This window comes from Jeotgalicoccus sp. S0W5 (assembly GCF_011634875.1).
In the GTDB taxonomy this organism is placed as follows: domain Bacteria; phylum Bacillota; class Bacilli; order Staphylococcales; family Salinicoccaceae; genus Jeotgalicoccus; species Jeotgalicoccus marinus.
The window spans coordinates 123,476-144,727 of the sequence record NZ_SIRQ01000001.1; the positions used below are offsets into that span (position 1 = coordinate 123,476).

Genomic DNA, 21,252 nt, shown 5'->3' on the forward strand with positions numbered 1-21,252 from the left:
ATGGGGATGAAAATCAGTGAATTGGCTAAAGCGTGTAATGTGAATAAAGAAACCGTTCGGTATTACGAGCGGAAAGGATTGATAGCCGGACCTCCCAGAAACGAATCAGGGTATCGAATATATTCAGAGGAAACAGCAGATCGGATACGGTTTATTAAACGAATGAAGGAATTGGACTTCTCGCTAAAAGAAATCCACCTGTTGTTTGGTGTAGTTGATCAAGATGGGGAGAGATGTAAAGATATGTACGTCTTTACCGTTCAAAAAACCAAAGAAATCGAGCGGTGATTACGGCCAGAAAAATGTACCACCTCTGCCATCTTTCTTACCATTAAATGACAAGGAATGTACCAAGTCATGTCAGTATGTTTACCACTACCTCCGATATAATTAATGCGCACACCAATAGGTGTGACATTTTATATCGGAGGTATTTTTATGATTCATTATCGAAAGATATTAGAATTACGTGCTGAAGGCATCAGTCTTAGAGGCATCGCGACCAGTACGAATCATTCTCGACAAAAAGTGACAGAAATTATTGATTTGGCGGAGAAGAAAGAATTAGTCTGTCCATTAGATGAAATAATGACAGATGTATGGATTGAGGCGTTTTTATATCCGGAAAAGACATTGGAGGCATCAGGCAGACAACCGTTAGATTTTGATTATATTCATCAGGAATTAGCGAAACCCAATGTGACGCTCTCACTCCTTCATCATGAATATGAGGCGGAGTGTCGGACGAATCAAAAAATACCGTATTCATATCGGAGCTTTGTCCGGCACTACAGTAAGTATGCAGATAAGCATAAAGCCACTTTACGCATCCGTAGAAAACCAGGGGAAATCATGGAGGTGGATTGGGCAGGATCCACAGCTTTTATCATTGATCGAGATACGGGTGAAAAGTTAAAAGCGTATGTATTTGTCGCCACTCTACCATGCAGTCAATTGTCTTATGCAGAGGCGACCTTGTCGATGGACTTACAGTCATGGATTCGAGTACACAATCATGCGTATGCTTACTTTGGCGGGACGACACAGATTATTGTTCCAGATAATTTGAAAGCGAGCGTGACAAAGCACACGTCTCAAGAGCTTATTTTAAACCCAACATACAGAGAAATGGCTGAGCATTATAATACAGTCGTCATGCCAGCACGTGTGCGGGCACCTAAAGATAAGTCGAGTGTTGAGGGCTCAGTCAGTACGGTTTCTACATGGATTATTGCCGCACTCAGAAATACTCAGTGCTTCAGTATCGATGAATTAAATGAAGCAATTGAACAAAAGTTGGCTGACTTCAATCAACGTGCATTTACACGTAAACAAGGGAACCGACTGTCAGCATTTGAAACAGAGGAGAAATTTGCGCTTTCCCCTCTGCCTGCCACACCGTATAAACTTTCTGTATGGAGAACAGCGAAAGTCCGTCCAGACTACCATGTCTCTGTCGAAAGTATGTTTTATTCTGTGCCTTATGAGTACATTAATCGGCAAGTTGACATCAGACTCTCAGAGACCCTGGTAGAAGTTTATTTCAATCATATGCGAGTGGCCTCTCACAAACGATTATATGGGAAATTTGGACAACTATCTACTATGCGGGACCATATGCCAGATAATCATAAATTATTTGTAGACCAGACACCGGAAGCTGCGATTGAGTGGGCAAACAGTATTGGTTCATGTACTCTGAAGGTCATCGAATATATATTGGATACGGCTCAAATTGAAAAACAAGCCCTCCAATCGATATTTTCACTGAAAAGATCAGAACGTAAATATACAAAGTATGAGATTGAACGAGCGTGTAAAATGGTAATTTCCCTCACTCAACGACCGACGGTCAAAAGCATTCAAACCCTCTTAAAAAATAATAAGAAGAATGATGCCGAACAGACACTGAAACAGAATACAGAAATGACCGAAAACAACTATGGCTTCACCCGTGGCGCATCTTATTATGGAGGTGAGGATAAATGATGAATGATCAGACTTTAACTAAATTACACGAAATGAAATTAAATGGCATGGCTGAAGCCTACCAGGAACAAGCGATGAATCAGGATTTTAAAAAGATGAGTTTTGAAGACCGATTTTCTTTACTGGTCGACTTGGAACATTCCCGTCGTAAAAATAATCGTCTGCAGCGCTTGATTAAAGCAGCGACATTCGTTAACTCAAATGCCAGTGTTGAAGATATTGAGTATCATGCAGATCGTCGACTGGATAAAGATTTGATTTTAAAACTAGCGAGTGGCACTTATATTCATCACGCGCACAACATCATATTAAAAGGACCCACAGGGTCAGGTAAGACATTTTTAGGCACCGCATTCGGTATTTCGGCATGTCGTCAATTGTACAAAGTGAAGTACATTCGTTTACCCGAGCTATTAGATGAATTATCTCTGGCCAAATTATCCGCAGATGGAAGTTACCGAAGAAGTATTAAAAAATATACAAAAGTGGACGTTCTAGTACTGGATGAGTGGTTACTCACTGATTTAACACCTGAAGAAGCAAGTATGCTTTTGGAAATTACAGAAGCCCGTCATAAGGTATCTTCAACCATTTTCTGTTCTCAAATTGACCCAAGTGGTTGGCATTTGAAACTGGGTAATGAAACAATTGCCGAAGCCATTTTAGATCGGATCATCCATGACTCCTATCAGATATTAATTGACGGAGAAATCTCTATGCGTGAACGTCATGGCTTGGAAGGTGGTTTCTAGTCTGGCACTACTGACTAAAAAAGACATCAATTCTTTCTCAACATATGATTACCATTAATTTTTATATGTATTGGTAAGCTTGTTGGCAGGGTGTGGTAAATACTATGTCATTTAGTGGTAAGAAAGATGGCAGAAGTGGTAAAATCTTGTGGCCGTAACCAAGCTTTTCCTTTAACTTGTTCCATTTTAAAAAACAGCTCCTTTATCTAAATTTTTTACAAAGCTATTGTTAACCAAAATTCGAAGATTAATGCATTCCGTTTTGAAATAAAAGAGGATAATAAGTCTAAAATATAGGAAATTCATTTTCATTTCTAAAACATTTTATTCGAATAATAACAGTGCGTCGTGTGCATTTTATATAAGTAGAACCATTATTTTGTAAAGGAGAATTCTTAATGACTAATTACGATCTTATAGTCATCGGTGGCGGTATGTGCGGTATTCAAGCTGCGAAACAAGGGGCTGCACTCAATGCCAAAGTAGCTCTAATTGAAAAAGATGATGTTCTTGGTGGTACCTGACTTAACAGGGGGTGCATCCCCAAAAAGGCCTTGGTAAGGTCTAGTGAAGTTTGGGATTTAGTTAACAATGCAAAGGAATTTGGAATAGTGGTGCAAAACGCATCTTTGCTTTGGGACAAAGTGATCGATCGAAAAGAAAAAATTATTAAGTCCTTTGAGGAAGATAAAGAAAAAGGTCTAAAAGAGCGAGGAATTGATTTAATTCGTGGAGAGGCATCGTTTATATCCTCAACGACTATCAAGGTCAATGACATGGAGATTTCAGCGGATAAGTTTGTGCTTGCTTTGGGATCAAAAACATCCACACCCCCAATTGAAGGTATCGAACACACGATAAACAGTACAGAAGCGTTAAATCTCCGTGAGTTGCCGAAGAAAATGGCGATTATTAGTGGTGGCGTTATTGCGATGGAATTTTCTCATATTTTTGCAAGTGTAGGTGTGGACTTGACTGTAATAGAAATGGGAGATCGCTTGTTGGCCAGTGAAGATCATGACTCTTCACAAACCATTGAAGCAATCTCAAAAGAAATAGGCATAGAAATTTTGTTAAACAGTAGAGTTCAGAAAGTCCTCAAAAGTAATGACGGGAAAATCATTGAGGTCGAAACGCTAGATGGAAAGAAATCTTTTGAAGTAGATCAGGTGTTATTGGCTACTGGACGTGTGCCAAATGTCAGTGGACTTGCTTTAGAACAAATTGGCGTTAAAGTCGAAAAAACAGGAATCCAAGTAAATGAATATCTTCAGACAACAGTGGAACACATCTATGCTGGCGGTGATGGCATTGGAGGATATATGTTAACTCCTGTTGCATCTTATGAAGGAAGAGTTGCTGCCAAAAATGCCATTGAAAATAACATTGAAAATGTCGATTATAGCTTAGTAACACGGACGACATTCACTCACCCGCCTATTTCTAGTATAGGTTTAACAGAACAAGAGGCGATTGAAAAAGGAATGGATATTGATACGAACCGGTTAGATTTTGCAGATGTTGGACCAGCAGTGGTATTAGGAGAAACAAGAGGATTTGTTAAGTTAATCAGTGACAAGAAGTCCAAACACCTTGTTGGTGCTCACATTGTTGGACCAAGAGCAGAGGAATTGATTCATGAAATTGCCATAGCCATGAAAGGCAAATTGACTATAACCGATCTTTCAGAGATTATATCTATTCATCCGAGTATTTCAGAAGCCGTTATTGGTACTGCCATCTCCGCTGACAAAGGATACCAGGAAAGCTGTTGTGGTTAAGGAGGTGAATGTTATGGCAACAAATAAAATAAAACAACAGGAGAAGAGAATTGATAAATGTTGCTATAAGATTGAGAGTACCAATTCGCCTGAAGAAATTAGTCATCAAGTTAAAGAGATACAAGGTTGTTGTAACAATATTGAGCAGCAAATAAAGGTGTGATAATCATGTTTCGTTGGATGAAAATGATGATGATGATGACTATGTGTGCCTTATGTGCTTTTAATGTCGTTAACAATGTATATCAATCCTATTTGTTAACAATAATTACTCAAAGAAAAAGATGCTAACCAAAATTAAGCATACGATAATTTTTTCAATTTATCTTGGTTGAATTTTTTTTCAATATACAAAAAGCCGATGTCCTATTAGGATGCATCGGCTTTTTGGCTAACATAACGATAAGCGTATCTATTTTCAAATGTTACAGCAAGACCCATTGGTAGGGTCGACTTCCTCGTAACTCTTCCCCATAAGATTTCCAAGTTCAAAGGCATCTTCAACAGATAACACCTTTCCCCCTGGATGTTGGTTAAGCCAGTCCTGCGCTTCACTCGCTGAGCTGAAAAAATGGACTTCGTTGCAGAATGCCGAGCGAATTGACGACATATCATCCGGAGTAACTATCGAGACAACAGATGTGGAAGGTTCCACGCTTATAACGCGGTCAGGTTCCACCGTCAACTTTACAGGCTTGCCGGTGCCGTGGCAAGGCGACTCTATTTGGGCCTTGCGTCCGATGAGTTTTGGGAACATAAGTGTGTCAAGGGCACACCATGTATATAGTTCCTTCCCATCTACCTTGAATCGGTGGGGGGTAGGGACCAAGGTGAGACCAAAACCAACGACACGACGCTGTTCGTTTAGTTCCACGCTTGGTAGGGTCTGAAGAACCTTTCTCATTTCCTCGACAGGCTTCCCGGTCGCAGAAGCGATATCTTCAACAGTCACCGGCTCCCCCTCTGCTAGCATTTGTAACAACGGGTGGAAGAGCCACTTCATGGAGCCTGCTTCCCCTTGGTCAGACTGTTGGTCTATTCGGGTTGCTATTTGTTTAATTTCATTTTTCATATCTTTTTCCTCCTTAGCATTTTTGTTTAATCTTCATTATTGTTCCCGATGTTATATTCAAAAAATTTCCTGTCTATAGTTAGAATTTTACGAAGTGATCTCAGTAAAACCCTTTGTATTGTGTTTAATTCTTTAATGTCTAACTCCCTCCATATGATTGAATACCTCATTCGGTGTATCAAGAAACGATGCAACATGTTGACGTAATTTTTGTAGATCCTTGATATGCTCATCTATTTCAATAAGTTTCTCTTTTAATAAATGTTGAAGATGAGGTTCTACATCTACCGTATTTTTTTCAAAAATCACGATCAAATCTTTCATTTCCTCTAGTGATACGCCTAATGAACGGAGTTGTTTAATTCCATTGATACAAAATACATGCTCTTGATTATAGACGCGGTAATTGCCCTCGCTTCGCTTAATGGAAGGTAGGATCAATCCCTTTTCTTCATATAATCGAATGGCTTTTCGACTGACTCCTGTTTGTTGGGCTAGTTGACCAATCGTAAAACACTCCACTTCCTCCCCCCTTTCTTTAAATCATCAGCGGACTAAATAGATTATATAACCTTAACCTTAGGGTAAGGTCAAGGATAATTTTATACTTTAAACCATTTTAGTTTAATGAGGTGTAAATTTTATGAATACACTAGGAAATATATCTTTATTTAAATCGCCTATTCTATCTTTCACCATTCACAAAATCTCTTGCAAAATCCTCTGCTCCTCTCCATATTGTTTCGTGGTTTTGACCATCTATTGGATGTAACAGCCATAATCTTTCTGATGCTTTTGTATACAGTTCCTTTTTTGAATCGATATGAAAGGGTTTATTTATGAATCCTATTTTTTTCAGCGTGTCAAACTCTGAAAAAATTCGTTTCCCGTAAATTTCTTTATCGTCAATTGTAACCACATTGTTATGATTGGAAATGATATGTCCATTAAAAAGAATGAGGTGCATATCGTCTCCCAATTCCTCTATGTTCCAAGGCATTTCACTATTTTCTTCAATAAAAGACTGGAACTTATCGAAGAATTGTCTAATGTTTTTTCGAGAAAACTCACTTAGAACTAATGCAGTAAGCTCTCCATATGACGAAAGATGAAAGGCGGTTGCTATTTCAAGTGGACCATCTCCAATAATGATGGTCTCAAAATGTATATATGGATCAATGGAGCAACATCCAGCCATGTTAATCATCCTTTCTTTTAAACGACCCGTACATTATTATATCTAAAATTCCTATAATTACTAAAATAATTCTGACTATTTGTTGAACTTGAATAAATAAGGTGGATCATACAGCAATTGACTTATCGAAATTCAAAAATTCATACATGATAATACCTTTTTTCAGTATTCAAAAAGGGAGAGATTTTCTCCCTCCCTGAATCTCTACCCTGCACAACAAGATAATTTACTTACATCTTTATCCAATGTTAAGGCTGCAAGTTTCAAGCCTTCAGACATCGTTAGATAAGGAGCCATCGTATTTCTTAAATCATCAGCTGTTAGACCGAACTGAACAGCTAATGTCGCCCCATAAATCACTTCACCTGCATTTTCGGCAACTACATGTGCACCGACGATTTTCTTAGTTTGGTTATCAACAACCAGTTTAAAGACTCCATTAGTTTCACGGTTTACTAGTGCTCTAGGTACACTATTTAGTGGAAGTACGGAAGTCTTTACATCATTTCCTTGATCCTTGGCTTGTTGTTCAGTTAAACCAACTGTGGCAATGGATGGGTTAGTAAATGTTACTCCCGGTACAAAGCGTAGATCCACTTTCTTATTGGCAGCTCCTAGTGCGTTTTCTACAACAATTCCACCTTCGTATGCTGCCACATAAACAAATTGTGGGCCTAATGTCACATCACCTGCTGCATAGATGTTTGGATTGCTCGTTTGTAGGTAATCATTGACAACAACTTCTCCTCTTTTACCTATTTCAACACCTGCAGCTTTTAAATTGAGTGATCCTGTGTTCGGTCTTCTTCCAGTAGCAACCAATAACTGATCGGCTTCAATGACTCGTTCTTCACCATTCACTTCAATATAGACTTTTTTCATATTACCGTTTTGTTCAACCTTTTTGTAGGTGACTCCGGTGATAAAATTTAGCCCTTGTTTGGTTAATGCTTCATCGACGGCTTCTGAGATTTCAGGATCATATTCTTTTAGAAGTCGTTCACTTCGTTGCATCAACGAAACTTCTGAGCCTAAGTTATGAAACAGTTGTCCTAACTCCATCGCAATATATCCAGAACCGATAACGGCTAACTTTTTCGGAACTTCCTTTAACTCTAAAGCCGTTGTGCTTGTGAGAAAGTTCACCTCTTTTAGTCCAGAAATATTTGGAATAGATGGGGATGCCCCCGTTGAAATAAGGAACTTGTTTGCTATATATTTTTGACCGTTCACTTCAACCGTGTTCTCATCAATAAATGAGGCTTCGCCACGAATCAAATCAATACCATATTCATCGATAAGATCTACATATTTTTGTTGTCTCATACCCTCAACGAGTTTATCCTTATTCTCAGTTAATGTAGCCATATCCACTGATTCGGCTTTTGTATTCAAACCACCAAAAGGGTTTTTTCCTGCCAAGTGATTGATTTCGCCGGCACGAAGCATTGTTTTAGAAGGTACACATCCTATATTGACACATGTACCGCCAATGGTTCCTCGCTCAACCATGGCTACTTTAGCCCCTTTTTCAACAGCTTTGATCGCAGCTGAAAAAGCCGAACCACCGGAACCAATGATAAGTAAGTCATAATCGCCTTCATTACCTAACACCACATTTTCTTGTGATGATATTTCTTCTATTTCTCCAGGTTGATATTTCGCCTCATCAATAGCCTTTTTTGCACTTTCAATCCCAATATCATCGGGTAATTCAAATAATACTTCACCGTGACGAAAACTAGCTTCTACATTCTTGGCACCAATATTTTCAAGTGCAACTGCTACATGTTCTTCACAACCCATACAAGTCATGCCACTAACTTTCATACTGATTTTCTTAGTCATTTTTTAACACTCCTTTTAATTATCGAAATATGCCACCCGGACCAATTCCCCAATAATAAGAAATATAAATTCCTGAAATTAAAATAACAATGGAGGAAATAAATTGGATCATTGCCATATTTTTAGAAAGTAATTGTTGGACATATCTTTTTGAAACCAAAGAAACAATGGTTATGGAAGTAACGACAACACCCATACCGATTGAGTACACAATAAATTTAAGTATAACCATCAATAACGAATTACCTTGCATAGATTCAGTGAGTACAAATAAAAAGGCTGGCAACGTACAACTTAATGATGTGATTCCATAAGCAATACCATAGAAATAAACTGATCGTTTACCTTGTTTAATATTAACTCTTAAAGGTAGAGAAACTTTTTTTCCAAGCAACATCCCTAGTCCTAAAAGAAAGATAAGTACGCCCATTAGAAATGACCAAATTGGAAAAACATTGATTAAAGCTCTACCTAATAACGATAATAGAAAACCGGCTATCACAAAAATAGTTAGAAATCCCAACGTCATAGACAATCCTAACCATAGCCCCTTTGAGATTGTCCTTATTAAGGAACGCCTCGTTTCAACCTCTCCTTCACCAATTAAATAACTAATATATGAAGGCAACATAACAATCCCGCAAGGATTAAACGCAGCAACCATTCCTGCTGAAAAAATAAAAATAAAGGGAACCGTCATGAACTACTCACTCCAATACGTGTTAGTTCCTTTTGTAAATCATCAAAAGAAGGGTTAACCGCGTGATATATAACTTCTTGATTGCTATCTATCAAAAAAACTTCTTCCAATTGTTTTACTTGATACTTTTTAGTGAGTTCATATTCTTTATCGATTAAATGTGTCCATTCTCCACCATATTGACGTTGGAAATCCTTTAAATCTTGTTCTGTATCTCGTTGGGGATCCATATCAACAGTTATAAGTTGAACATTGTTTCCATATTTATTATGAATCTGTTTAAATACCTTTTCCCCTGCTACACAAGTCGGACACCAAGATGCCATGAAATAAATGAGTGTTGGCTTCTCGGAACTTATTTTCTCGGAACTTATTGGTTGTGTTTTTTCATTGTTTATCGTGTTGGTTCCATTGGATATTCCACATGCTGAGAGACTTACAATAATGAGAGCTGGTAATAAAATTTTTTTAAAGAACAATACTGATTTCAAATCACTCTCCCCCTTTTTCTTCTGTTTCATTGAATTTAGAATGGTAACAATCCGACTGACATGTATTACGACTACCTCTTCTTTTTACCAACATAATCAGTCCGACAATTAACAAAACAGCACCAAATATCCAAACTTCTTTTCCTATTAAGAAAGCACCCATAGAACTCAATCCAATTGCAATTAAAAGGATTGGTAAAGCGCAACATAGAACCAACAATGCTGGTATTCCTAAAAACAATAATTTATCATTATCCTTTACATTTTTTCGCTTTTGTACAGTCAATTTACATCACCTGCTAAAAAGTTGATTTTAACCCTCAAACATTTTCTCAATAATAGGGCAAGAATATAAATATTCTTCATTCGGACAACATTCTTTTAAATCATTCAACATATTCTCAACACGCATTAAATCTCTAATTTGTTGTTGTACTTCATCAACTTTTTGAGAAACGAACTCATACATATCCGAACACCGCACATCATCCTTATCTACAACACCAAGCAACTTGTGGATTTCACTTAAAGAAAAACCAAGCTCTTGCATCCGTTTAATAAACCATACACGCTTAACATCATCATCTGAATATATCCGATAACCAGCTTTCGTTCGGGAAGGTTCTTGTAATAAATTTTTTTGTTCGTAATATCTAATCGTCTCTTTATTTACCCCACATTTTTCTGCAAATGCAGTAATACGATAACTCACATAGTTCACCTCTAAATAATAATAAACCGCGTACCATAGTACGCGGTCAAGTATAATACATTTTTCTTCTTCAAGTGTCTTGCTTGTACTTTAAGGGAGCCTATCAACTCCACTTGGTTATTATTGTGATCTACTCAAACATTATAGTCAAATCACCATTTGATTGTATTTGTTATTCCTTTAAATAGTGACATAAATGAACCCGTCGGGAAAATAAGCTTAGCGTTGTAAATCTGCATTTTCCTGACGGGATTACTTCAAGAAATAGTAATCATACTATTACTAAGGAAGCAGAGCATCGAGTCTAACTTCCCTTTGAATTATTATGAATTTAGAGACTTTAAATAACTCCTATTAACTTAGACTCCGCTGGTTCACACGGTTCGATCCATCTTGCCCAAAAACAATACGTGTTTCAATTCCACCAATACATACCGAAGTACACTTATCTGACCTTTTTCTGTAACAAGAAATTGCATCGCGTTTATAAAAGTACAACTTTTATCGTCCTAAGAACCATACATTCTATTCTTCCAATAAACGACCGTTTATTGAAACATTTTAGGTAGTTATATTTTCAGTTTGTCATTTTTAAAGATAAATTGCATATATTTTAAGTTTTATTCTGCATAACTGACTTTAAAACGAGCTGTCTTCTTGAAAAGATAAGCTCTGGACTTTTTAACTATAGTGCAAGTTATCGCCTAAATCAGTGCAAAATAACATCGAAAGTCACAATAAAGTTCACTTACGATATCGTAATTTCTTTCAGCTTTATTTCAGAAAATTCTTTCTATGTCGAGAAAAACTTATACAAATTTATTATTATTCAAACATCTGCTTGAATAAAGAAAAACAAGATGTTATGCTATATTCAAACAAATATTTGAATGATGAGGTGTATGTATGAATAAGAAAGAAACATGTGAAGTTTTTTGTTATGACGAAGAAAAGGTTAACCGGATGCAAGAGAATTTACAAACTGTAGATATTGCCGGTATATCACAGATGCTTAAGGCTATTGCCGATGTGAATAGGGCAAAAATCACCTACTCCTTATGCAAGGAAGAGGAATTATGCGTCTGTGATATCGCAAATATACTCGGTGTGACTGTAGCAAATGCATCTCATCATTTACGCATGCTCTACAAAGAAGGCATCGTTACATTCAGGAAAGAAGGGAAACTCGCGTTCTATTCACTGGAAGATCAGCATATTAAAGAAATCATGACGATTGCATTAATACATAGGAAAGAAGTGATAACCAATGTCTGAAGGGATTGCAGAGCTGACTGAAGAAGAAAAAAAAGTTTACCGTGTTCAGGGGTTTTCCTGTGCGAACTGTGCAGGGAAATTTGAGAACAATGTGAAGAAACTACCTGAAGTTCAAGATGCGAAGGTGAATTTTGGCGCATCAAAAATTTCTGTATATGGTTCTGCAACGGTTGAGGAACTGGAAGAAGCAGGAGCATTTGAAAATCTCAAAGTGGTGCCTGAGAAATCCCGGGAAGAAAGTGGACAAGACAAAAAAGAAAAGGAAGTAACCATTCCATTTTATAAAAAGCACAGCACTCTGCTCTATTCGCTACTGTTTATCGCTTTTGGCTTCATTTCAATGTTGGTGAATGGTGATGACAATATTCTTACACCACTGCTATTCATCACTTCCATGATTGTCGGAGGGGCTTCAATGCTGAAAACGGGTCTCCAGAATTTAGTCCGGTTTGAATTTGATATGCGAACCCTGATGACAGTCGCAGTGATTGGCGGTGTCATCATCGGAGAATGGGCCGAGGTCGCCATTGTTGTCATCTTGTTTGCCATCAGCGAAGCGTTGGAGCGTTTCTCGATGGATCGAGCAAGGCAATCCATCAGTTCATTGATGGATATTGCTCCTAAAGAGGCACTTGTCAGACGCAACGGACAGGAAATGACAGTGCACGTCAATGATATTGCTGTGGGCGATATCATGATTGTTAAGCCTGGACAGAAAATTGCTATGGACGGCGTAATTGTCAATGGCTACTCTGCAATCAACCAGGCAGCAATCACAGGTGAATCAGTGCCGGTTGAAAAATCGATCGATGATGAAGTATTTGCAGGGACACTGAACGAAGAAGGCTTACTGGAAGTTAAAATCACTAAATTGGTTGAAGATACGACCATTGCCAAAATCATTCATCTGGTGGAAGAAGCACAAGGTGAGCGTGCTCCTGCCCAGGCATTCGTTGATAAATTCGCAAAATATTATACACCCATCATTATGGGTGTCGCAGTGCTGGTTGCGATTGTACCGCCGTTATTTTTCGGTGCGAGCTGGTCCACTTGGGTGTATCAAGGGTTAGCGGTTCTCGTTGTAGGTTGTCCTTGTGCATTGGTCATTTCTACTCCGATATCCATTGTTTCAGCAATCGGAAATGCTGCCAAGAAGGGAGTCCTTGTAAAAGGCGGGGTCTACCTCGAAGAAATGGGTGGATTAAAGGCCATTGCATTTGATAAGACCGGCACACTCACAAAAGGCGTCCCGGTTGTAACTGATTATCGTTTAATCGACAATGCAATTGATGAAAAGGAAATGCTGGCAGTCATCACAGCATTGGAATATCGTTCCCAACACCCATTGGCATCAGCAATCATAAAGAAAGCGGATAGCAATAATGTTCCCTATTCCGATATACACGTCGAAGACTTTTCTTCCATTACGGGCAAAGGGATAAGGGGTAAGATCAATGATAAGATGTATTACATTGGCAGCCCGGCATTGTTTAAAGAGATACAGGCAGCCAATTTCAGCAATACAATTGAAAAGGATGTCAAAACGCTTCAGAAACAAGGGAAAACGGTCATGCTTGCGGGCACAGAGAATGCCGTCCAAGCAATCATTGCGGTTGCCGATGAAGTACGCGAATCAAGTAAAGAAGTGCTTCAGAAACTGCATCAGGCAGGCATTAAAAAAACGATCATGCTTACAGGTGACAACCATAGTACCGCCAATGCCATCGGTGAACATGTCGGTGTCACAGATGTTCGATCTGAATTGCTGCCACAGGATAAACTCGATGTAATCAAACAATTGAAAACCGAATATAATCATGTAGGAATGGTCGGAGACGGTGTTAATGATGCTCCGGCATTGGCAGCTTCCACAGTTGGCATCGCCATGGGTGGGGCCGGTACAGATACAGCCCTTGAAACAGCAGATGTTGCTTTAATGGGCGATGATCTAAAAAAATTGCCATTCACCGTTAAACTGAGCCGCAAAACGTTGAACATCATCAAAGCGAACATCGCCTTTGCCATTGGAATCAAGCTTATTGCTCTGCTGTTGGTGATTCCAGGCTGGTTGACACTCTGGATTGCGATCCTCTCAGATATGGGTGCCACGGTATTAGTCGCACTCAATGGTTTGAGACTCATGCGTGTGAAGGAAGATGAATAGGTTTTGAATCTCTTCACTTTGAATCGAAATTTTAAAATATTGGAGATGGAAGAATGATTGTAACGGCATTTACAGCTGCTGCGGTTTACGTAGCAACAGGCATCGATTACCTTATTATATTGATTCTTCTGTTCTCACAAGTGAAAAAGGATCAGATAAAGCATATTTGGATCGGTCAGTATATAGGAACGGCAATTATCATTGGTGTGAGCCTTCTGGTCGCTTTGGGGGTTGCCAATCTGGTTCCCCAACAATGGATGATTGGTTTGCTTGGGCTCCTGCCCCTTTACCTGGGTATAAAAATATGGATTCAAGGTGAAGAAGACGAAGATGAAGGCAACATTCTCTCCCTTTTCTCTTCAGGCAGATTCAATCAATTATTCATAACGGTCACTTTCATTGTACTGGCTTCCAGTGCGGATGATTTCGCTATCTATATACCGTACTTTACGACTTTAAATATGATGGAAATCATTATTGCCGTCATTGTTTTCATGATCATGGTTGGTGTTCTATGTCTAATCAGCTATCGATTGGCTTCCTTGAATTTTGTTTCAGATAAAATCGAAAAATATGAACGATGGATCGTTCCAATCGTCTTTATAGGATTAGGAATTTATATCCTATTTGAAAATGGCACATTCAACGCTCTGTTCTCATTCCTATTTTAATAGAAAATTTTATAAGCCGATATCTCTCTTTTAATGTGAGATATCGGCTTAATTTTAGTGCAAAATAAAGTCAAAAGTCACAGCAATCAATATTTGTATAATAAGGATCTACTCAAAACATCCGATTTTCATAAGCAAATTTATCTGGCTTATTTTAGTGTTGAATTTAAATTTATTCATAATTTGAAATGTCACATTAAATACTAATAAAATGCACAGTTTCTTTAAAAATTTGATTTAAGCTAAATAATTAGAGGGGAATTTTTTAATAGCTAAAATTGGTAATAAGACTAGTGTACGAATGATTTCTTATTCTAATAGAATAGTAAGTTTGTTTGAAAATTATCTTTCAAAATTAACTATGTATGAGGTGCAAGATGAAAGTAATTGCTACTGGAGGTGTAAGAGTATGAAGAAAAAAACAAGGAAGATTCTAAGAATCAGTATTATACTGAGTGTCATTATTTTGTTAGGTGTGACCTTATGGTTCAACTTAACTTCTGATACAAAAGCCTTACAAGTAGGCGATGAATCAATTGATTTTCAATTGGAGACGTTAAATGGTGATTCAATACAATTATCGGATATCAATTCAGAAAAAGGTGTTATTTTGAATTTCTGGGGGACTTGGTGTAAGCCGTGTCGTGAAGAAATGCCTGATATGAACCGAATTTATAATGAAGGACATGAAGACTATGAAATCATTGCAGTAAATGTTTCTGAGGATGAGCAGCAGATTAATCAGTTCTTATCCAGTTTAGATGAAAAACTTAATTTTCCAGTTGCATTGGATCGCAATAGAGAAGTGACTAAAGCGTATCAAGTAGGCCCACTGCCAACGACAATAGCAATCAATAAAAACGGCATTGTTGTGGAGAAGAAAGAATATCAGTTAACTGTAGATGATATTTATAGATTTGTAGAACAATCATCTTCTGAATAGGATGAGAGTTTATAGGATTGAAAGAAATAAAATGTGGAAGAAATTCGTTCGGATTATTTAAAAGATGCAATATGAATGGAGTGTTTTTTTGGGTAGTGAAATGACTTTCTTTCTTGCATTTGGAGCTGGTTTTTTAAGTTTTGTCTCACCTTGTGTGCTTCCAGTATTTCCTGCTTTTATCTCTTACATAACAGGAATGAGTTATAATGAAGTAGAAAATCAAAAATTCAATGCACGCGCAATATTCCACACAATTTTCTTTCTTGTGGGATTCAGTTTGTTCTATATAGCATTAGGGTTTGGCACGGCCTTTTTAGGTGGAATATTGATTGACCATGCGAACCTGATTAGACAACTAGGTTCAATCCTGATTATTATCTTCGGGCTTATCATTACCGGTGTGCTTAATTTTAATTTCCTGATGAAAGAGAGAAAAATACAATTCAAAAATAGACCGTCAGGATTTTTAGGTTCAACTTTAATAGGTATGGCTTTTGGTGCCGGATGGACGCCGTGCAATGGACCGATTATCGGAGCTATTTTCGCAATGAGTGCCAGTGCACCAAACGATGCTTTAATGTTAATGGTTATTTACTGTCTGGGCTTTGCAATTCCATTCTTTATACTGAGCTTTTTCGTATCTCGTACACGCTGGATGCTGAAATACTCGAATACGATTATGAAAGTTGGTGGGGTCATCATGATATTAATGGGTGTACTTCTGTATTTTGATGGATTGACTCAGATTATCATTTGGCTGCAGCCGTACTTTGGAGATTTTCAAGGCTTCTAATTATGAATACATTAAATGACTTGTTTATATAACTTTCATAGAAATGATATATTATTATAAAATTTGTTTAAAAATTATTGTTAAAATTAAATATCAAGGAGGAATCTGGATGAAAAAATATTTAATGCCAGTTTTGATGGGCGTAATCTTTATTTTAACAGGTTGTAGTGATGACTCAGCATCGAACGAATCAAATATTAAAGAAATGGTTTCGGAATTAAGCGCTAGTAATATTGTAGAATCAGCATCTATAAATGATAAAACACTTATTGTTAAAGATAGTGGAGATGAGAATGTCTATACTTTGCCAGACGATGAATTTTTTGTATCTATTGCACCATACATCTCATATACACATCCTTGTGAATTTCATAGCTTAACAGGTTGTCAGGGAGAGCTGATGAATGAAGAGATGGATGTAAAAATTACAGATGAAGATGGAGAAGTTCACGTTGATGAGAAGTTGACTACCCTTGAGAATGGTTTCTTGGATTTTTGGCTGCCAAGAGATAAAAATTACTCTTTAGAAATTAATTATGATGGAAAAAAAGTTGAATCTAATTTTTCAACTTTTGAGAATGACAGCACCTGTCTGACAGATTTACAGCTTAAATAATATTATTAAATGCAGATTACCCAATGCTATTTAGTGTCGTGGAATCTGCATTTTTAATTCAATGTTAAATCTCAGAGTAGCAGTTAATTTATTTTTACTTAGTTTTTAAATACATGTAGTGGATAGTTTCTGCACATATATTTTTTATAATAAACTTAGTAAATTAACAGCTTGACAAATAACGATTACAGACGTAAACTTAATTTAATAAATCGATTACAGTTGTAGTCTTATTATAATGTAGGAGGGGAAAAAATGAATAAAGAAGGTAATCATAATCATGCTGAGCATGAAGAAAATCATCATAACCATGAGGAGAGCCACGAATCCCATAATCATAGCGGACACGATCATCATGCGCATATGGTGACAGATTTTCGTAATAAATTCTTCATTATCCTGATATTCACAATTCCAATTGTACTTCTATCTCCGATGATTCAAAATTTCATAGGTGTGGATTGGCAATTTACTGGAGATAGTTATATTGTGGCAGCGTTGGCCACGTTCGTTTATTTCTACGGGGGTTGGCCATTCATTAAGGGCGCTTACGATGAATTGAAAAACAAAGAACCAGGCATGATGACATTAATAGCAATGGCGATTTCTGTCGCTTACTTCTATAGTATGGCAGTTGTTTTTGGATTCAATGGGGAAGAAATTTTCTGGGAGATGGCAACTCTTGTATTAATCATGCTTCTGGGACATTGGATTGAAATGCGAGCTATTAACAATGCTTCCAAGGCTCTGGAATCCCTCGCATCATTAATGCCTGATACGGCAAACCGTATCACTGAAAATGGTGAAACAGAAGAAGTTCAGATTGATGATATTAAAGCGGGTGATTTACTATTAGTAAAACCCGGAGAAAAAATGCCGCTGGATGGTAAAATCGTTAAAGGAAAGTCGCAAGTTGATGAATCAATGTTAACGGGTGAATCTGTTCCAGTTGGAAAATCCGTTGATGACGAGGTCATTGGAGGTTCAATAAACAGAGAAGGTTCTCTCACTATTGAAGTAGAGAAACTGATGAATGAATCTTATCTGACACAAGTTATAGATATGGTTAGAGAATCACAACGTACTAAATCGAAAACTCAGGATGTAACTAATAAAGCAGCTAAATGGTTATTCTATATCGCTTTAGCTGCCGGTATTATCACATTTATCGTTTGGATAAGTATTGGAGCAACTATAGATACTGCTATCATGAGATTGGTAACAGTTTTGGTTATTGCTTGTCCTCATGCTTTAGGTCTGGCAGCACCGTTGGTTATTTCAGTATCTACATCACTTGCTGCAAAGCACGGTTTGTTAATTCGAAAACGTCCACAGTTTGAAAAGGCTCGTAAAATTAACGCTGTGATCTTCGATAAGACGGGTACTTTGACTGAGGGTAAATTTGGTGTTACAGATATACAGACTTTCAATAATATTGACGAAAATATCCTTTTAAGTTATGCAGCAACAATAGAAAATGACTCGGAACACCCTATTGCGAGAGGTATACTCAATGAAGCCAAGTTAAAAGAACTTGAATTGCTTGAAATGTCAAATTTCAATTCAATTACTGGTGTAGGAATTGAAGGGACGATTGATGATAAACAAGTCAAAGTAGTGAGTCCGGGATATGTACGTAAACAAAAAATAGATTTTGACGATAAGAACTTTAATAAATGGTCAGAACAAGGTAAGACGGTAGTTTTTCTTTTGGTAAACGAAGAATTAGCAGGTGCCATTGCACTGGCAGATAAGATTAAGGAAAGTTCTAAGCAGACAATAGAACAGCTGCATAAGAGAAATATTAAAGCTATAATGTTGACCGGAGATAACAAAAAAGTCGCAAATTATGTCGCAGAACAAATTGGGATTGATGAAGTCTATGCTGAAGTAATGCCCAATGAGAAAGCAGATAAAGTGACAGAAATCCAAGAACGTGGTTTGGTTGTTGCAATGACAGGTGACGGAATCAATGACGCACCGGCATTGACTAAAGCAGATGTTGGTATCGCAGTGGGTGCAGGCACAGATATCGCGATGGATAGTGCAGACATCGTTCTCGTTGACAGTAATCCGAAAGATATTCTTGCAATATTCAGCCTATCTAAAAAAACATATAATAAACTGGTACAGAATCTGATTTGGGCAACCGGATATAACGTGATTGCTCTCCCATTGGCAGCAGGAGTACTGGCGCCTTGGGGGATAATACTCAGTCCGGCTGTAGGTGCGATTTTGATGAGTCTCAGTACAATCATCGTTGCAATCAATGCGCAGTTACTTCATAGATTTGAAGTAGAATAAAATAAATGCCGACAAATCCTTACTTAAGGATAGTCGGTATTTTAATTCTTTACTGTATGAAATATGAAAGACATCTTAAAAATACTTGAAAAAATTAGAGGTGAAAATATGACCAAAGCAATTGATTCAAATATCACAGATTCCGAATGGGAAGTGATGCGGGTCGTTTGGGCACAAAACAAAACTACGAGTAAAGATATTAGAGATATTATAGAAAATAAAAAGAATTGGAAACCGGCCACGACCAAAACACTTATTGGGAGACTTGTTGATAAAGGTGTATTAAACACAGAAAAGGACGGCAACAAATACATTTATTCAACTAATTTAAAAGAAAGTGACTTTCTCAAAAGTACACTTGAACAAACTTTCGATAATATATGTAATAAAGACATTGGAAAAATTATTGCAGATTTAATTTCAAAATCAACATTAAGCTATATAGATATAGAAGAGTTGGAAAAAGTGTTAGAGATGAAAAAAGAGGATGCAGTTGACGTAGTGCCATGCAATTGTGTTCCAGGTCAATGTAATTGTTAATCAGCAGTAGACAAAATTAATAAATTAAGACAGATAATTGATTTGTTAAATAAAAAATGAAAAAGGGTAAAATACCTACCATGGGTATATTGAAACTTTCGTATAAAATAATATAATAAAATTTTAAGGAGAAATTTATATGTCAAAAGTAACACTTAATGTAGAAGGTATGTCATGTAGGGCTTGCGTTAATAAAGTCGAAGAGAGCGTCGGTCAATTAAATGGCGTTGAATCAGTTAAAGTTCAAATTCCTGAAGGTAAAGTAGATGTAACATTTAATGACAGTACAATTAATTTGGCAGACATCAAAGGTGCTATTCAAAATACCGGCTACGAGATTAAAGAGGATATTGATAAAGAAGATGGTTCTGCGTGTTCATGCTGCAGCTAGTTAATGACAAAAGATTTTAAGAATTTAGAGTATCATTTTTTTATGTCATATTGATTCTATATAATAATTGTAGAAAGAGACCAAGATAAAAAATCCGGCAAATCTTAATTCAAGATTTGCCGGATTTTTTCTTTGTAATCAGGAATCCATGCTTTTATCCTATATTACTATTCACTAATTTATTCCACAGGTGCCAGTTCACTTTCTGTAACCCACTTATGATTCTGAACTTCTTCTTCAGTATCTGTTGTAACGAAATCCACCATATAGACAGTGGTCTCTTCAACAGAATCAATCGTAGCCGTTGCACCTTCCATGCCTTCCATGTGTGATGCATTCATTACTGCTTCATCGCCTGGTTCTAATGGGGCTTCTCCCGGTTCTTCCAATTCTTCATGAATGACCCATTTATGATCTTCTACCAGTTCTTCGCCGTTCGTCGGTGTGTATGAGACAGTATAGACAGTGGTGTCAAAAGCACCGGAAATTGTTGCTTCAGCACCATCCATACCTTGCATGTGTTCTGCTTCAATAATCGCTTGACTTCCAACTGCATAAGTTGGATTTTCTGCTTCTTTCAAGTCTTCAGGTACTTCACCGGAACTGGACATCTCATCAGCTGAATGTTCCATATGACCTCCGGAATCTGATTCCATGTCCATTTCCTCCTCAGATCTGGACTCTGTTTCAGTGCTTTGGCTTTCTTCATCTTCATTAGGCTGAGTTTCCCCATTACCACAGGCAGCCATTAAAAATACAGCGAATATGGAAAGAAGCCCTAATAATATTTTGTTTTTAACCATGTATATACCCTCCATTTTATTAGTTCTACTGATAACTCTACCCATAACTTTTGCAGTTTACGTGCAGATTCAATGAAAAATAAATGTATTTAATCAAGAATAATATTACCGACTCGACATATTGGATTTCAATTTAAAGGTTTATTAACCGTGGATGATATCTCAGCGCTTCCTTCAAATCTGCACGAAAAATCGATATTTAAATAATA

Annotated in this window: 22 protein-coding genes and 2 pseudogenes; 15 read left to right on the forward strand and 9 right to left on the reverse strand. The window is 37.2% G+C overall.

Going from position 1 to position 21,252, the window contains the following annotated elements:
* The 6 genes and pseudogenes from merR (EYB29_RS00640) to EYB29_RS00665 form a co-directional block, all read left to right on the forward strand.
* Positions 1-285: pseudogene (merR, locus tag EYB29_RS00640) on the forward strand (Hg(II)-responsive transcriptional regulator MerR); the annotation flags it as partial.
* A gap of 153 nt (positions 286-438) precedes the next feature.
* Positions 439-1,989: an IS21 family transposase gene (istA, locus tag EYB29_RS00645; protein WP_026867176.1), complete on the forward strand. Its 1,551-nt coding sequence runs from the start codon at positions 439-441 to the stop codon at positions 1,987-1,989.
* Positions 1,986-2,741 (forward strand): IS21-like element helper ATPase IstB, encoded by a 756-nt coding sequence (gene istB / locus EYB29_RS00650; RefSeq protein ID WP_026867177.1) that lies wholly within the window; start codon positions 1,986-1,988, stop codon positions 2,739-2,741. Before istA ends, istB begins: the two co-directional genes overlap by 4 nt.
* Positions 2,742-3,139: 398 nt before the next feature.
* A pseudogene (locus tag EYB29_RS11535) lies at positions 3,140-4,081 on the forward strand (dihydrolipoyl dehydrogenase family protein); the annotation flags it as partial.
* Positions 4,064-4,522 carry a hypothetical protein gene (locus EYB29_RS11540; protein WP_235678970.1) on the forward strand — a complete coding sequence of 153 codons (459 nt, stop codon included), beginning with the start codon at positions 4,064-4,066 and terminating at the stop codon, positions 4,520-4,522. The pseudogene EYB29_RS11535 and the gene EYB29_RS11540, both read left to right, overlap by 18 nt.
* Before the next feature lie 13 nt (positions 4,523-4,535).
* On the forward strand, positions 4,536-4,685 hold the full coding sequence (locus tag EYB29_RS00665; protein ID WP_156889175.1) for a hypothetical protein: 150 nt from the start codon (positions 4,536-4,538) through the stop codon (positions 4,683-4,685).
* 255 nt (positions 4,686-4,940) lie between these two features.
* Here the strand turns inward: EYB29_RS00665 and merB are convergent, their stop codons facing one another.
* From merB to merR (EYB29_RS00705), 8 genes are all read right to left on the reverse strand, one after another.
* Positions 4,941-5,594 carry an organomercurial lyase MerB gene (gene merB / locus EYB29_RS00670; protein ID WP_026867179.1) on the reverse strand — a complete coding sequence of 218 codons (654 nt, stop codon included), beginning with the start codon at positions 5,592-5,594 and terminating at the stop codon, positions 4,941-4,943.
* Between the two features lie 132 nt (positions 5,595-5,726).
* Complete coding sequence (merR2, locus tag EYB29_RS00675) at positions 5,727-6,116, reverse strand: mercury resistance transcriptional regulator MerR2 (protein ID WP_051220548.1); 390 nt, start codon at positions 6,114-6,116, stop codon at positions 5,727-5,729.
* A gap of 163 nt (positions 6,117-6,279) precedes the next feature.
* Positions 6,280-6,801 (reverse strand): hypothetical protein, encoded by a 522-nt coding sequence (locus tag EYB29_RS00680; protein ID WP_166626271.1) that lies wholly within the window; start codon positions 6,799-6,801, stop codon positions 6,280-6,282.
* Between the two features lie 195 nt (positions 6,802-6,996).
* Positions 6,997-8,640, reverse strand: a complete 1,644-nt coding sequence (gene merA / locus EYB29_RS00685) for a mercury(II) reductase (protein WP_026867180.1) — start codon at positions 8,638-8,640, stop codon at positions 6,997-6,999.
* 19 nt (positions 8,641-8,659) lie between these two features.
* Complete coding sequence (locus EYB29_RS00690; protein ID WP_026867181.1) at positions 8,660-9,340, reverse strand: cytochrome c biogenesis CcdA family protein; 681 nt, start codon at positions 9,338-9,340, stop codon at positions 8,660-8,662.
* The gene (locus EYB29_RS00695; RefSeq protein ID WP_026867182.1) at positions 9,337-9,831 is read right to left on the reverse strand and encodes a TlpA family protein disulfide reductase; all 495 of its coding nucleotides are present in this window, start codon (positions 9,829-9,831) and stop codon (positions 9,337-9,339) included. The genes EYB29_RS00690 and EYB29_RS00695 overlap by 4 nt, the downstream gene beginning before the upstream one ends.
* A gap of 1 nt (position 9,832) precedes the next feature.
* A complete protein-coding gene (locus tag EYB29_RS00700; protein ID WP_166626272.1) occupies positions 9,833-10,117 on the reverse strand; it encodes a hypothetical protein in 285 nt (94 codons plus the stop codon).
* Between the two features lie 27 nt (positions 10,118-10,144).
* Complete coding sequence (gene merR / locus EYB29_RS00705; protein ID WP_026867184.1) at positions 10,145-10,543, reverse strand: mercury resistance transcriptional regulator MerR; 399 nt, start codon at positions 10,541-10,543, stop codon at positions 10,145-10,147.
* Between the two features lie 906 nt (positions 10,544-11,449).
* Here merR (EYB29_RS00705) and EYB29_RS00710 point away from each other — a divergent pair.
* The 9 genes from EYB29_RS00710 to EYB29_RS00750 all read left to right on the forward strand — a co-directional run bounded on the left by EYB29_RS00710 (position 11,450) and on the right by EYB29_RS00750 (position 20,240).
* Positions 11,450-11,818: an ArsR/SmtB family transcription factor gene (locus EYB29_RS00710; RefSeq protein WP_026867185.1), complete on the forward strand. Its 369-nt coding sequence runs from the start codon at positions 11,450-11,452 to the stop codon at positions 11,816-11,818.
* Positions 11,811-13,982, forward strand: a complete 2,172-nt coding sequence (locus tag EYB29_RS00715) for a heavy metal translocating P-type ATPase (protein WP_166626273.1) — start codon at positions 11,811-11,813, stop codon at positions 13,980-13,982. The genes EYB29_RS00710 and EYB29_RS00715 overlap by 8 nt, the downstream gene beginning before the upstream one ends.
* A gap of 53 nt (positions 13,983-14,035) precedes the next feature.
* On the forward strand, positions 14,036-14,653 hold the full coding sequence (locus tag EYB29_RS00720; RefSeq protein ID WP_135098321.1) for a CadD family cadmium resistance transporter: 618 nt from the start codon (positions 14,036-14,038) through the stop codon (positions 14,651-14,653).
* 409 nt (positions 14,654-15,062) lie between these two features.
* Positions 15,063-15,596 (forward strand): thiol-disulfide oxidoreductase ResA, encoded by a 534-nt coding sequence (resA, locus tag EYB29_RS00725; protein WP_026867188.1) that lies wholly within the window; start codon positions 15,063-15,065, stop codon positions 15,594-15,596.
* 88 nt (positions 15,597-15,684) lie between these two features.
* The gene (locus EYB29_RS00730; protein WP_026859514.1) at positions 15,685-16,389 is read left to right on the forward strand and encodes a cytochrome c biogenesis protein CcdA; all 705 of its coding nucleotides are present in this window, start codon (positions 15,685-15,687) and stop codon (positions 16,387-16,389) included.
* Between the two features lie 109 nt (positions 16,390-16,498).
* Positions 16,499-17,005: a CueP family metal-binding protein gene (locus EYB29_RS00735; RefSeq protein ID WP_026859513.1), complete on the forward strand. Its 507-nt coding sequence runs from the start codon at positions 16,499-16,501 to the stop codon at positions 17,003-17,005.
* 255 nt (positions 17,006-17,260) lie between these two features.
* Positions 17,261-19,309, forward strand: a complete 2,049-nt coding sequence (locus tag EYB29_RS00740; RefSeq protein WP_166626274.1) for a copper-translocating P-type ATPase — start codon at positions 17,261-17,263, stop codon at positions 19,307-19,309.
* A 63-nt stretch (positions 19,310-19,372) separates the two neighbouring features.
* Positions 19,373-19,849 (forward strand): CopY/TcrY family copper transport repressor, encoded by a 477-nt coding sequence (locus EYB29_RS00745; protein ID WP_371807486.1) that lies wholly within the window; start codon positions 19,373-19,375, stop codon positions 19,847-19,849.
* Between the two features lie 139 nt (positions 19,850-19,988).
* Positions 19,989-20,240, forward strand: coding sequence for a copper ion binding protein (locus EYB29_RS00750; RefSeq protein WP_051220549.1), 252 nt, complete (start codon positions 19,989-19,991; stop codon positions 20,238-20,240).
* A gap of 179 nt (positions 20,241-20,419) precedes the next feature.
* Here EYB29_RS00750 and EYB29_RS00755 read toward each other — a convergent pair whose 3' ends face one another.
* Positions 20,420-21,043, reverse strand: coding sequence for a YdhK family protein (locus tag EYB29_RS00755; RefSeq protein ID WP_166626275.1), 624 nt, complete (start codon positions 21,041-21,043; stop codon positions 20,420-20,422).
* Between the last annotated feature and the right edge of the window lie 209 nt (positions 21,044-21,252).